The 13,782-nt window shown below is 33.8% G+C and carries 15 protein-coding genes and 1 pseudogene; 9 read left to right on the forward strand and 7 right to left on the reverse strand.

Annotated elements, in window-relative coordinates:
* Positions 1-40: 40 nt before the first annotated feature.
* Positions 41-1,114 (reverse strand): WD40/YVTN/BNR-like repeat-containing protein, encoded by a 1,074-nt coding sequence (locus ACLBXA_RS25135; protein ID WP_000825316.1) that lies wholly within the window; start codon positions 1,112-1,114, stop codon positions 41-43.
* A 211-nt stretch (positions 1,115-1,325) separates the two neighbouring features.
* Between ACLBXA_RS25135 and ACLBXA_RS25140 the strand changes: the two genes are divergently transcribed.
* Both ACLBXA_RS25140 and fbpA read left to right on the forward strand, forming a co-directional pair.
* Positions 1,326-2,225 (forward strand): cation diffusion facilitator family transporter, encoded by a 900-nt coding sequence (locus ACLBXA_RS25140; RefSeq protein ID WP_000510030.1) that lies wholly within the window; start codon positions 1,326-1,328, stop codon positions 2,223-2,225.
* Positions 2,226-2,418: 193 nt separating this feature from the next.
* Complete coding sequence (gene fbpA, locus ACLBXA_RS25145; protein ID WP_000098300.1) at positions 2,419-2,589, forward strand: Fur-regulated basic protein FbpA; 171 nt, start codon at positions 2,419-2,421, stop codon at positions 2,587-2,589.
* 73 nt (positions 2,590-2,662) lie between these two features.
* On the opposite strand, the pseudogene ACLBXA_RS25150 reads toward fbpA, so the two are convergent.
* Positions 2,663-2,761, reverse strand: a pseudogene (locus tag ACLBXA_RS25150) (GntR family transcriptional regulator); the annotation flags it as partial.
* An 8-nt stretch (positions 2,762-2,769) separates the two neighbouring features.
* Here ACLBXA_RS25150 and ACLBXA_RS25155 point away from each other — a divergent pair.
* On the forward strand, positions 2,770-3,000 hold the full coding sequence (locus ACLBXA_RS25155) for a hypothetical protein (RefSeq protein WP_102981840.1): 231 nt from the start codon (positions 2,770-2,772) through the stop codon (positions 2,998-3,000).
* Between the two features lie 35 nt (positions 3,001-3,035).
* Here the strand turns inward: ACLBXA_RS25155 and ACLBXA_RS25160 are convergent, their stop codons facing one another.
* A complete protein-coding gene (locus ACLBXA_RS25160) occupies positions 3,036-4,223 on the reverse strand; it encodes a GTP-binding protein (RefSeq protein WP_000757662.1) in 1,188 nt (395 codons plus the stop codon).
* A gap of 167 nt (positions 4,224-4,390) precedes the next feature.
* Between ACLBXA_RS25160 and ACLBXA_RS25165 the strand changes: the two genes are divergently transcribed.
* From ACLBXA_RS25165 to nhaC, 4 genes are all read left to right on the forward strand, one after another.
* Positions 4,391-5,383: a permease gene (locus ACLBXA_RS25165; protein WP_447617581.1), complete on the forward strand. Its 993-nt coding sequence runs from the start codon at positions 4,391-4,393 to the stop codon at positions 5,381-5,383.
* A gap of 13 nt (positions 5,384-5,396) precedes the next feature.
* Positions 5,397-6,281 (forward strand): TIGR03943 family putative permease subunit, encoded by an 885-nt coding sequence (locus ACLBXA_RS25170; RefSeq protein ID WP_242297428.1) that lies wholly within the window; start codon positions 5,397-5,399, stop codon positions 6,279-6,281.
* Between the two features lie 112 nt (positions 6,282-6,393).
* Positions 6,394-7,053: a class I SAM-dependent methyltransferase gene (locus tag ACLBXA_RS25175; protein ID WP_001104666.1), complete on the forward strand. Its 660-nt coding sequence runs from the start codon at positions 6,394-6,396 to the stop codon at positions 7,051-7,053.
* Positions 7,054-7,516: 463 nt separating this feature from the next.
* Complete coding sequence (nhaC, locus tag ACLBXA_RS25180) at positions 7,517-8,920, forward strand: Na+/H+ antiporter NhaC (RefSeq protein ID WP_000843986.1); 1,404 nt, start codon at positions 7,517-7,519, stop codon at positions 8,918-8,920.
* A gap of 39 nt (positions 8,921-8,959) precedes the next feature.
* Here the strand turns inward: nhaC and ACLBXA_RS25185 are convergent, their stop codons facing one another.
* Together ACLBXA_RS25185 and ACLBXA_RS25190 are read right to left on the reverse strand one after the other, a co-directional pair.
* Entirely contained in the window at positions 8,960-9,340 is a 381-nt protein-coding gene (locus ACLBXA_RS25185; protein WP_000291857.1) for a MerR family transcriptional regulator, read from the reverse strand.
* 16 nt (positions 9,341-9,356) lie between these two features.
* Positions 9,357-10,067: an SDR family NAD(P)-dependent oxidoreductase gene (locus ACLBXA_RS25190; RefSeq protein ID WP_000759560.1), complete on the reverse strand. Its 711-nt coding sequence runs from the start codon at positions 10,065-10,067 to the stop codon at positions 9,357-9,359.
* A gap of 191 nt (positions 10,068-10,258) precedes the next feature.
* Here ACLBXA_RS25190 and fumC point away from each other — a divergent pair, with 191 nt between their 5' ends.
* Positions 10,259-11,647 (forward strand): class II fumarate hydratase, encoded by a 1,389-nt coding sequence (gene fumC / locus ACLBXA_RS25195; RefSeq protein ID WP_000456612.1) that lies wholly within the window; start codon positions 10,259-10,261, stop codon positions 11,645-11,647.
* 95 nt (positions 11,648-11,742) lie between these two features.
* On the opposite strand, the gene ACLBXA_RS25200 is transcribed toward fumC, so the two are convergent.
* The gene (locus ACLBXA_RS25200) at positions 11,743-12,165 is read right to left on the reverse strand and encodes a PH domain-containing protein (protein ID WP_447617582.1); all 423 of its coding nucleotides are present in this window, start codon (positions 12,163-12,165) and stop codon (positions 11,743-11,745) included.
* Positions 12,166-12,395: 230 nt separating this feature from the next.
* Positions 12,396-12,773, reverse strand: coding sequence for a hypothetical protein (locus tag ACLBXA_RS25205; protein ID WP_002162860.1), 378 nt, complete (start codon positions 12,771-12,773; stop codon positions 12,396-12,398).
* A gap of 213 nt (positions 12,774-12,986) precedes the next feature.
* On the opposite strand from ACLBXA_RS25205, the gene ACLBXA_RS25210 reads away from it, so the two are divergent.
* Entirely contained in the window at positions 12,987-13,751 is a 765-nt protein-coding gene (locus ACLBXA_RS25210; protein WP_000014491.1) for a DUF2087 domain-containing protein, read from the forward strand.
* The last annotated feature ends 31 nt before the right edge of the window (positions 13,752-13,782 follow it).

A 13,782-nucleotide genomic window follows, 5' to 3' on the forward strand; every position in this document is an offset into this window, starting at 1 on the left:
AGAGAGACTGCCTAAAAACATTAGGCAGTCTCTCTTTTCGCTAAAAACTAGTTACGAGTAACGCATGTGGATGCTGCGTTTTATACTCATCTTTCCACGGAATGTTTAGTTGTTCCCACGATTCGCCGCTATCATTGGATTGAAACACGCCGTTGTTATTTAACGTGTAAAACGTATGTGGTTCTGCCTTGTTTGTCGCAAACATCGAAATGACTGTACCGATTGCGGATGGTAGTCCTTGTTGTACTTGCTGGAAAGGAGTATCTTTCGTTTTTCGATAAATATAAGATTCATAAGGAATATGGTGATGAGCGAGATCAGCACTCGGTGCAGCTGAAACGAGAATCGTATTGCAATCAGCGGGATCGATAGCCATGCTGTATAAATAATGATGTTCAAGTCCTTCACTGCATGAGATCCAGCTGTTTCCATTGTTATAACTTTCAAGATATGCACGATCAGGTCCGCCCATAAATCCGTCACCACATGATGCATAAAGGCGATTTGGTGCTTCAGGGTGCATAAGTAATTGATGAGCATCGATAGGGGCACCGAATTTTTTATCGATCCATGTATGCCCTTTATCATTACTTTGAATAACAGCACCAGCTTCGATTGAAACGTGTATTGTATTAGGGTTGTTTGGATCAACTGTAATCCAGCGTACGTGATGGGTAAAAGGTCTAGGCGGAAATGCCCACGTATAAGAAGATAATAATGATTTCATATTTTTAAGTTCAGTCCACGTTTCACCACCATTTTCAGAGCGGAATAAAGCGCTCGGTTCTGTGCCAACATAAACGACACCATATCCGTTAACTTGTTCATTTGAGCTTATTGTTATGGAAGTGATAGAGGAGTGCAAAATACCATCTTCTTTAGGAAAATCAAAGTAACGATAAGAATCTCCAATTGGTCTCCATGAATCCCCGCTATCGTCACTTAACCATAGACCTCGTCCAAATGTTCCGCAATATACACGATTTTTTTGAAATGGATCAACAGCGATACAGGTAGGTTGCATATTTTGTAAGTGGTAAGTCGTTTCATAGTCATCATATTGTTCTTTCACTACAACAAGTTCACGTTCCATACAGAGAAATAAACGTTTCATTTTAGTAACCTCCTTAAAAATTCTTTCATTAGTAAACAATATGAAAATAAAAAAGAAGTAGTCTTGTTTTATTTGAGAAAAAGGGATTGTTTAAAAAGAAGCGAAGTGTGTATACAGAGGAAGCGGGCGTTTACAATCAGTCAATTCGGGATAAAGATGGGGAGTTTGTTTCATACTAACATACAGATATTGTACTTAAAGGAGTATTCGTATGGGACATTCGCATGATCATGGTCATTCAAAAAATAAAAAGGCGTTACTAATTGCCTTCCTACTAACAACAAGTTTTATGATTGCAGAAGTTGTTGGTGGATTTGTAACAAATAGCTTAGCACTATTATCTGACGCGGGGCATATGTTAAGTGATGCGGTATCTTTAGCCTTAAGTTTACTTGCGTTTAAGCTCGGAGAAAAAACAGCAACAACTGCGAAAACATATGGATATAAGCGAGTCGAAATGTTAGCAGCATTATGTAACGGTGTCGTTCTTATTGTCATTTCGGTATACATTTTTATTGAAGCAATCCGCCGTTTTAAAGAACCAGTTGAGATTGCTAGTAATGGGATGCTCATTATTGCTGTACTTGGTCTGCTTATTAATATTTTATCAGCTTGGATATTAATGAGAGGCGGAGATGTGAAGGGGAACTTGAATTTAAGAAGTGCTTTCCTCCACGTATTAGGCGATCTATTAGGATCAGTCGGAGCGATTATTGCAGCGCTATGTATTAAATTTTTCGGATGGACGGTTGCTGATGCGATTGCTAGTATTCTTGTGTCTATTTTAGTCATTATTAGTGGATGGCGTGTAACACGTGATACCGTCCATATATTAATGGAAGGTGCACCCCAGCACATAAATGTTGAAGAGGTAAAAAGTACATTATTAAATATTACGGTTGTAAAAGAAGTTCATGATTTGCACATATGGTCTGTCACATCTGATTTTCAAGTATTAACTTGCCATTTGATTATTAAAGGTGATGAAACGCAAAATGTATTAAAAGAGGCTACGGATGTATTAAAGGAGAAGTTTCATGTAGAACATGTCACCATTCAAGTAGAAATAGATGGTGAATTTAATCATAGTGAGACAACCTGCAAAGTATGAAAGAAAAAGGATAAGAAAATGTGTCATAACATTTTTCGCACGGCATACATATATATAATGTGGCCACAAATACTTTGTCAGGTAAATATTTCATGAAATTACTTTACTTATAAAGAGTCATCTTTTATAATCAAAAGTGGTAATTGATAAAGATTATCATTTTCAATGATCGTGGAAAGGAGTTTTTTTAAAGATGAGTAGTCAACTCCGTTTTGCTGTTGAAAATCGTAAGAGGCATTTAATTGATGAGTTAATTGGAGCAGGTGTGTTTAAAATTCGTGACCGACAATTATACGAGCTGTCTTTAGAGGAATTAGAAAAAGAGTATGAAGATATTGAGGATTACGCAAATATTCAGGCATAGCACATAGATTAGTAAATAAGGAGCTGGTTACACTTTTGTGTAGCCAGCTTTATTATTTCATAGAAATCATTTTTTATATTTCTTTCATGGGACGGAGCCAGTTTTGAGACATCATTTGTTCCATTTGTTTTTCATCTTGTTTTTGTAGCGCTTGAATAATAGGGTGCTGTTCTTTAGAGGTTGTTTTTGTTAGCAGGATATCAAGAAGAAACGTTTGTTGGAGATAAAAATAAATTAGTGAAGCTTTCAGGAGCATTTTCTTATATAGTCGGAGTTGCTACTATAATATTACCGCTTGGCTTAGAAAAAATAGGTGATGTAGTTGGTAACATATATACTATATTAATTGTTTTAGGTACAGTTGTATTTATAATTAAAGCAAACCTATTAAATAAGAGTGCTATAAAATAAAAAGGCTTCATTCTACTGAAGCCTTTTATTAATTATTATGAAGTATAAGTAAAAGCCGGAATAGGATCAATAAATGTATTCCACTTTTGTTCCATTTCCTTTTCTGTTAATAGACAATCATCTAATGATTGTTCAATCACAGAACGATTCATATCAATACCGATAAATACGAGCTCAGTTATTCGATCTCCATATCGCTCGTCCCAGTTTTTTAATACTTCTGGTTCTTCTGCAATCATTTGATTTCTTTCAGTTTCAGGTAATGCGGCTATCCATTCACCGGCTCCTTGAATTGTAATAGAGGAACCTGCTTGAGATAGAAGCCCTATCATATTATTACGAGATGCGAGCCAGAAGAATCCTTTCGCTCTTACAACATCTAAAGGCCATTTTTCTAGCCAATTCATAAGGCGCTCGGGATGGAAAGGATATTTGCGACGGTAAACAAAGGAATTGATACCGTATTCTTCCGTTTCCGGTGTATGATGTTCACTATTTAATTCTTGTATCCAGCCGGCCGATTGACTGGCTTCTTCATAATTAAATAGATTTGTGTTTAAAATTTCTTGTAATGGTACTTTGCTAAACGAAGATTTAAGAACTTTTGCATTAGGATTTAATTTTTTTAGTAAATGATGAAGCTCTATCACATCTTCTTTTTCTAGCAAATCTATTTTATTAAGAATAATTACGTTTGCAAACTCAATTTGATCTATTAATAAATCAATAACTTCCCGGGTATCATTCTCATCGATTGCTTGTTTTCGGTCTAATAAACTTTCTCCATCTGCAAAATCATCCCAAAACCTATTTGCATCTACAACTGTAACCATCGTATCGAGGCGACAATTTCTCGTTAAATCAATGTTAAGAACTTCGTCTGTATAAGTAAACGTTTGAGCAACTGGAATAGGCTCACTTATACCAGAAGATTCAATAATAATATAGTCAATATCACCATTTTCAACAAGACGATCCACTTCTATCATTAAATCTTCTCGTAGTGTACAGCAGATGCAACCATTTTGAATTTCTACTAATTTCTCTTCCGTACGTGAAAAACCACCCTTTTTTATAAGAGATGCATCAATGTTTACTTCGCTCATATCATTAACGATAACAGCTACTTTTAAGTTGTTCTTATTAGTCAAAATGTGATGTAGTAAGGTAGTTTTTCCAGATCCTAAAAACCCACTTAATACAGTGATAGGTACTTTTTTCATGAAATGATCTCCCCTTAAATCGTAATGATTACGTTTTATATTAAACGATGGAAAAAGAAAAATCAATAATAAATCATAATGATTACGATTTGAGAATAGAAATAGACTATAAAATTTGTGCTGTAGTATGAAGCATTTGGACAAGCACATGTTTACATATAAATAAAATGGAGGCGAGAAGCGTGGTCTTTAATAGAGTTTCAAAAGAATTAGTAGGCATAGCTCTTATCGCTATGTTTCTCTTTTTATTATTTTTTGTAGATTTTACAAGTCTAGCAAATTTGCACAAAAATATACCACAGGAATGGTTGAATGTGAATACAGTATTTTTAAGTATCATTTTTGAAGCAATACCCTTTATTTTATTAGGGGTAATTGTTTCTTCATTTATTCAAGTGTTTGTGACGGAAGATATGATTCAAAAAGTAATGCCGAAATCTCCGATTGTTGCAATGATTCCAGCAGTATTTGTGGGAGTTCTTTTTCCAATGTGTGAATGTGTCATTATACCAATTGTAAGAAGGCTCATTCAAAAGGGGTTACCACTTCATGTAGGCATTGTTATTTTACTGAGTGCACCCATTATGAATCCAGTCGTTTTTTTATCTACTGTATATGCGTTTCAAAAAAATGATTATGTTGTATATGCACGCTTTGGGATAACAATTTTAGTTGCTCTATTCATAGGTCTAATTGTGTATTATTGCTATCGCGAAAGAAATGTTTTAAAAGACGTAGAGGTTTCAGTTCAAACAAGCAAAAAAAAGAGTTGGAAAGATGTTATGAATCACACTGTAGATGAGTTTTTTGATACTGGTAAGTATTTATTGATTGGTGCTTTTTTAGCAAGTGTATTTCAAACGTTTTTTGATCGGAATGTACTGGATGCAGTAGCACATAACGAAGTAATTGCCCCCTTTATTATGATGGGATTTGGTTATGTTTTATCAATTTGCTCTGCAGCCGATGCTTTTATAGCGGCATCTTTTGGACATGTTTTCTCAGTAAAGGCACTTCTCGCATTTCTTGTGTTTGGGCCGATGCTTGATATGAAAAATACGTTAATGCTATTTGCATATTTTCAAAAGAAATTTGTATTCTTTTTAATGGGAATTGTCATTGTATCTGTGTATACCATCCTGCAAATTATAATGTTATAGGAGGTGAGAAAGAATGGAGAAAGAGGAGCAGAAGGCATATCATCGCTATATTCGTGGTATTATTTTAATTGGTTTAGCAATGCTCTTATTTAAACTACTTGTAACAGGGAATATTTATAATTTTATCGCTCCAAAAATGATTAAATTTACGTATATAGCTTTTGTAGTGATTTTACTTCTTGGTTCTTTACAAGTTTGGAGAGATGGGAGAGAAAAAGAGGATGATTGTAATTGTTGTAAGCATCATACAGCATTAAAATCAGGGATGAAAAGTTTCTTTGTATATGTTTTATTTGTTGTTCCGATTATTAGTGCTTTTCTATTTGGAAATGTAACAATTGATGGAAGTTTAGCAGGAAAAAGGGGTATGAATCAAAGTGTACAGGCGAGAAGTATGGAAGGGAATGAAAAAGAGGGGAAACAGGATGATTTTGATGGGCGAGAGGTATTCGATGATCCAGATGAAACATCAAATGTATCAACGACTTATGAAACGGAAGAGCAAGTAGTAAAAAGTATGTTAGGACAGCATAAACTACAAGTAGAGGATAAGGATTATGTTCAAACAATGAGTATAATTGGTCAAGATGTAAAAGGGTTTAAAGGGAAAGAAATTATATTCTCAGGGTTTATATATAATGATAAGGATGTGACGGGTAATAAAGCAGTAGTGGCTCGATATGGCATAACTTGTTGTATTGCGGATGCATCAGTCTGGGGGATGATTGTTACCGGGAAAAACGTTGGGAAAATTCCAAAAGAAACATGGGTGAAAATAACAGGATTATTAGATGAAACGACATATAAAGGAACAGTCTTTCCACTTGTAAAAGTAAACAAAATCGAGAAAATTGATAAGCCAACTGAACCATATGTATATGACGCTTTACCTCAATAGAAAAGAATAAATTCTTCATATTTTCATGAAATAGAATCATAATCATGGCGATAAAAAAATAAAGATAAGAGTAATTTGGTTTGTTAAAAATATGTGCAGAAGGAGTTATGCGATGAACTGGGTTACTCATAAACCATCATTTGAATTTGAGACATTTAGTCCTATTATTCGGTCACAATCTGCGTGGAGTGGACATTTAGATTTTGCATATGACTTAGTAAGATTTGAAAAACCAGAAACTTTAGTTGAGTTAGGTACACATCTAGGTGCTTCTTTCTTCAGTTTTTGTCAGGGAGTAAAAGATGGAGGGTTATCGACTAAATGCTTTGCAGTAGATACTTGGGCTGGAGATGGGCATACAGGTCCATATGGAGAAGGGGTTTTTCAAATAGTAGAAAAAGTAGTGAGCGATAACTACCTTAATATAGGAAATTTAATTCGATCTACTTTTGATGATGCTGTAGACCAGTTTCAAGATGAAACGATAAATCTTTTGCATATTGATGGCTATCATACGTATGAAGCTGTTTCTCACGATTATAACACATGGCTACCGAAAGTCGCGAAAAACGGTATTGTATTATTTCATGATATTGAAGTTAGAAGTGGTGATTTCGGCGTATATCAGTTTTGGGATGAGGTAAAAGCGAAGTACCCTCATTTTCAATTTGCGCATTCATATGGACTGGGAGTGTTATTTCCGAAGGGTTGTAGTGATAAGTTTGAGGAAATACTTAAAAATAAAGAAGAAATACAAAATATGTATAAATAAAGATAGGGCATGCATCATTTTAATGATGTGTGCCCTATTTTTTGTGTAGAAAATAATGGTGTTAATTAAAAAGTGAAGATAGTTGTAAAAAGTTTTGTTGCAGCAAATATTAAAAAAGTTAGTATGGGATTGTTCTTTGTAAATAAAGTGAAGCTTTAATACGTTCATATCAATTCGGAATTTTACAGTAGTTAATTTCTTATCTAAGTGCTTTGCGCTTACTGAATTTTAAGGCGGAGGTCTTATTGGCCGAAAATATCGGGATAAATAAAAATACAACATTTTTTATATTTTTCATTGCGAAAAACGTAATCTACTTTTACAATAGAAAGGGTTGTGAATATATTATACTGGAAAAATAAATCGAAATAATATGAAAATTTTGTTTTGTCTTCGCTAATTGTATATTACATACATGTAAGACGACATACGTCATGTTATCGACTTGTAAGGAGAGAAAAAAATGAAAAGTGTAAGATTACCATCGATGCTAGAAATCATAGTTCTTTTATTACTATTTCTTGCTGTTGTCTTTTCCTTCCAAACGATTTTTGATCTCCCAATTCAATTAGCGCTATTTATTTCATGGTTTTTAGTAATTGCGCTTGGATTAAGATTAGGATTTCGTTATCAAGAATTGCAAGATGCAATTACGAAAGGGATTTCTAACGGATTAGAAGCAATACTGATTTTAGTTGCAGTAGGTGCTTTAATTGGAACGTGGATTGCTGGTGGGGTAGTACCAACATTAATCTATTATGGATTAGAATTTATTCACCCTAGCATATTCCTATTAGCAACATTAATTATTTGTTCTATAACTTCTATCGCAACAGGAACGTCTTGGGGAACAGTGGGAACAGCAGGTATTGCTATGATGGCGATTGGTGAAGGACTTGGTTTACCACTTCCGCTTGTTGCTGGTGCAGTTCTTTCAGGAGCTTATTTCGGCGACAAATTATCACCACTTTCTGATAGCACAGTTCTTGCAGCTTCTATGGCGAAAGTAGATGTTATTGCTCACGTTCGAGCTATGCTCGTATTAGATGTTCCAGCTTATATTATTACTAGTATTATGTTTACTGTAGCTGGTTGGATGTATGGCGGCGATAATGTAGATTTGAATCGAGTAGAATTTTTAAAAGAAGCTTTATTAAAGCAATTTGATATTAAAATATGGATGCTTATTCCAGCGGTCATTGTTATCGTTCTATTAGCGATGAAGAAACCGTCTATGCCAACAATTGCAATGGGAGCTTTAATTGGTGCAATTTGGGCAACTCTTTTCCAAGGGATGAACTTTGGAGAGGCGATTGGAACAGCTTATAACGGATTCTCAATTCAATCTGGTGTTGAGTTTGTTGACAAGTTATTAAACCGTGGTGGAATTAACGGCATGCTTGGCTCAGTAGCTGTTATTATTTTCGGTTTAGGATTTGGTGGATTACTTGAAAAACTAGGTGTTTTAAAAGTAATCGTATCAAAATTTGAGAAGAAATTAAATTCTGCAGGTAATGTAACATTGTCTACATTAATCGTGGCATTCTTAGCTAATATATTTGGTTGTGCGATGTATGTATCACTAATTTTAACACCAAAAATTATGGAAGATAGCTATGATAAATTAAAAATAGACCGTCGTGTATTAGCGCGTAACTCAGAAGTAGGTGGAACGTTAACTTCAGGTATGGTTCCATGGTCTGATAATGGTATTTTTATGGCGGGTATTTTAGGTGTAGCAACGTTCTCATACGTTCCGTTTATGTGGTTAAGCTTCGTATCGTTAATTTTAGCAGTTATTTACGGATATACAGGCAAATTCATCTGGTATGTAGATGATGCAGATAAAGGAAAGCAAGCATCATAAAATAAAAATCACCTTCTACAATATGTAGAAGGTGATTTTTTATTTTGTAATAGCATCTGCTGAAGTTACTTCATTCTCATATTTAGCAATTTTTTGTTGTATCTTTTTTAAGTTTTTTTCAGTGTCTTGGATGAGCTGTAAGACATTGGTCTCTTGTTGTTTCATTAATTCCAACCGTTGAAAGATGGTAGATTCTCCTTCCATAGACCAGTCGATAAATTGTTTTATTTTTTGAATAGGCATACCAGTGTTTTTTAAACACAAAATCATTTCTAAGTATTTGAGTGCTTCTTCATCAAAAGCTCGATCTCCTTTTTCATTTCTTTGCAGAAAAGGGAACAGTCCTTGTTTATCATAATAACGTATTTGAGAAATAGTTAAGTGTTGCATTTTGGCGACTTGCCCAATTGTATAATACATATCATTCATCCTTTTGTTACCAAGGTATAATGCCATTTTTATTTAGTATTTTACCATTATAGTTTGTTTCACTTAATGCATATTTAATAATAATTTTAGCACTTTCAATAGTTGTATGGCCACCAGGGGAATTTCCATTAAGATCAGTAGTTGTAAAACCAGGAGTTATCCCAAATACTTCTGGACCGTTAGTAGCAAATTCTTTACTAAAAGCTAATGTTAAAGCATTAATAGCAGTTTTGGAAGAATTATATCCTAGTGTATTGATTGGATGTGTTTCACCATTAGCAAACATTGTTAGTGAGGCCATGTCAGTTGTTACATTTAGTATTTTACTGTTGCTTGAATTCTTTAATAATGGTAAAAAGGCTTGTATCATTTGGAAAGTTCCAAAAAAGTTAACTTCAAATCCTTGGCGTAAAGTTTCAATATTTAATTCACTAGGTAGCGTATTGAAGTCTAATGCAATGCCTGCGTTATTAATTAATAAATGTAAATGGTCAGTCGTTTCGTGAATTTTCTTTGTTGCTTCTTGAATGGATTGTGAATTTGAAATATCTACTTGAATATAGGAAACGTTTGAAACATTTAAAGAGTCTACGGCTTGTTGTCCAAGTTGTTCATTACGAGCACCTAAAAATACGTGATAATTTTTTTCTGCTAATTGACGAACAAGTTCATATCCAATTCCTTTATTCGCACCTGTTATAAAAGCATATTTTTTCATATTGAATTCCTCCAGTAGTGTTATAGTAGGTTACAATGGAAAGGATACAGCCTAAACTTAAGTTTAGGTCAAGAGGAATTTTTTAAAATAAATATAAAATATCTATATATAAGAGTGAGAATTCTTATCATTTAAGAAAAAGTCTGTTATTATAAGAGATGTAGGTATTATATTTTCAAGGGGATGAAAACATGGAGTACAGAATTGAAAGAGATACATTAGGAGAAATAAAAGTTCCAGCTGATAAATTATGGGCAGCACAAACACAACGTAGTAAAGAAAACTTTCCAATTGGAACAGAGCAAATGCCGCTTGAAATTGTAAAAGCATTTGCAATTTTAAAGAAGAGTGCAGCGCTTAGCAATCAAAAATTAGGAAAGTTATCAGAAGAAAAAGCAGAAGCAATTGTAGAAGCTGCTGATGAAGTGATTGCAGGGAAATGGAATGAACATTTTCCGCTTGTCGTATGGCAAACAGGTAGTGGTACACAGTCAAACATGAATGTGAATGAAGTAATTGCAAATCGTGGGAATCAAATTTTGAAAGAGAATGGATCTGACGTACATATTCATCCAAATGATGATGTGAACATGTCACAAAGTTCAAATGATACATTTCCAACGGCGCTCCATGTAGCTTGTGTAATCGCAGTAGAAAATCACGTATTACCAGCAATCAGGAAATTAAAAGGAACTTTAGCAGAAAAAGTAACTGCATTTGAACATATTATAAAAATTGGTCGTACACATTTACAAGATGCAACACCGTTAACTTTAGGGCAAGAAATTAGCGGATGGCACCGTATGCTTGAAAAAACAGAGCGTATGATTGCAGAGAGCAATACATATATGAAAGAGTTAGCAATTGGTGGAACTGCGGTTGGAACAGGTATTAATGCTCATCCTAAATTTGGTGAGATGGTATCAGAGGAAATTAGTCAATTTACAGGTAAACAATTTGTTTCTGCACCAAATAAGTTCCATGCATTAACGAGCCATGATGAAGTTGTATATACTCACGGTGCATTAAAAGCATTAGCTGCAGATCTAATGAAGATCGCTAACGATGTACGTTGGCTTGCAAGTGGTCCACGTAGTGGTCTTGGAGAAATTATTATTCCAGCCAATGAACCAGGAAGCTCTATTATGCCAGGTAAAGTAAATCCAACGCAAAGTGAAGCATTAACGATGGTTGTAGCGCAAGTGATGGGGAATGATGCAACAATCGGATTTGCTGCGAGCCAAGGTAACTTTGAGTTAAACGTATTTAAACCTGTTATTGCTTATAACTTCTTACAATCAGCTCACTTATTAGCGGATGCAATTGTTTCGTTTAATGACAATTGTGCAGTTGGTATTGAAGCAGATGAAGAAGTAATTAATGAAAATGTGAATCGTTCACTAATGCTTGTAACAGCGCTAAACCCACATATCGGATATGAAAATGCAGCGAAAATTGCGAAGTATGCTCATAAAGAGGGATTAACTTTAAAAGAAGCAGCATTGCAATCTGGGCTACTAACAGAAGGGCAATTTGATGAAATTGTAGATCCAAAGAAAATGATTGCTCCAAAAGAGTAATAGAAAAAGCCAAGGTTCTTAGTATAGAATCTTGGCTTTTTTGATGTTCATTTTTATGTTTCATCTACTTGCAATACTGCAAGCTTCAAAATATATTATTTGTTAGCAGGCGTATTCATTACTTTCATCTGTGGGCAGTTCTCTTTTAAGAGTGAAATGAATTTTTCTTCTTCTTGTGGTACGAAAGTGGTCACTGAGTCAAATAAATTATAATTAATTTCTAATTGTTGCCTAGTCCATTTTTTTGAACGAAGTTTTTTGCCAGAGTACTTAATATGGCGAATGTCTTTAAATGGGATTTCAGTACGAAGTATGAAACCGTGTTTTACAACAAGAGATGATTCCGTTACGTTGTAGTGAGAGAAATAGAATGAAGAAAGATTCACGATATTTAATAGCATCATGAGAGTGAAAAAAATAGAATTTTCATTTTGGAAGAATAACGAAACGAAAAAAATAATTAGAAATAAAGTAATGAAAATGAAGTGGAATGGATTTTTTTTCGCTTTAAATTTCAAGTTAGTCACCTCGGTATACTTGTTCTTTAACTAAATTAAATCATAACATTGTGATAAAACGTGTGAATATGCAGAATTGCATATTCACACGTTTTATTATTCATGTAAAATTTCTTGATAGGATAAATTCAAAAGAAGTTTTGTAATAGTGGAGTGACATGAAGTGACTTACAAGAATAGAAAGATAGTGTTAGTCATAATTAGTTGTATGATGATTATGAGTAGTTGTGCTAATAAATTTGTTGAAGATAGAAATCGAAAGCATACATTTGTACAAGCAAGTAAGGTTTTAGTAGAGACTGTAAATAGAATATATAAATTGAAACTTTAATCAACTGATTATTAGCCCTCACCAATCGGGCTTTTAAGGGCAGCCCGCCCTCATTTAACTTCTTTGCTTCCGCTGAATTTTGATGTGGGAGTCTTACTGCCCTTAAATGTGGGATAAAAAGTAAAAGGTGTTTTCTTATACGGAAACATCTTTTTTGTAGTTGAAATTGAATACTGAAGTTTTGTAATGGATGAATACCGGTTCCATATTCACTAATCGCATATGTATTCTGTGCAATTTGCTTAACGGTAAACCAAGAGTCTTGAAGAATATCCATGTTCTAATCCACATCATATAAAATGAATTTCTATAAACACATTCGCTTTTCGTTGTATTAAACCCTTTCGGTAGATGTTTTTATAAAAGTTTATAAAATGGGTAAACGAAATGTTGAAATGTTTGTTTGTGTTATGATAAGATGGTGAAGTGGTAATAAACGTTATAGTGATTTGTTTGGTTTTTGAATAAACATTTTGAAGGAGTGTTTAGTATGAGTGGTATTTCAGAGAAGTTTTGGGATGCGTCAATAGAGGAATTAAAGAAAGGGTATGTGTTTGATGGAGAAAAAGAGGAGTACATTTGCTTAGCTTGTGGTGAAACATTTATTAAAGGTGTTATTTATCAAGATAATCAAGTTTTGTATGAAGCAGAGAAGTTCGTCCGATTGCATATTCAAAATGAGCATACGTCTATGTTTGATTATTTGTTAAATATGGATAAGAAATTTACTGGTTTAACGGATTTACAAAAGAAAATGGTTCAGTTTTTCCATATGGGACTGAATGATAAAGAAATTGTAAAAGAGTTGGATGGCGGAAGTACATCAACAATTCGTAATCATCGATTTACACTGCGAGAGAAAATGAAGCAAGCAAAAGTATTTTTAGCTCTAATGGAATTATCAGAAGAAAAATCAAAAGTACAAACGAAATTTGTACCAATTCATAGAACAGCAACGATGGTGGATGATCGATACAATATTACGGAAGAAGAAAATGATGAAGTATTAAAAGCTCATTTTACAGAAGGATTAGATGGACCTCTTTCTAAATTTCCGAAAAAACAAAAGCGTAAATTAATTATATTACGTCATTTAGTAAAGAAGTTTGATAGTAATAAAAAGTATACTGAAAAAGAAGTAAATACAGTGATAGAAAATGTATACCCTGATTTCGTAACTTTAAGAAGATATTTAATCGAGTATGGATTTTTAGATCGAACAGCCGATGGAAGTCAATATTGGGTGAAGTTATAATCATACGAAAAGAAAGTGAATAGAAGCACAG

The sequence above is a fragment of the Bacillus sp. D48C genome (genome assembly GCF_053345735.1).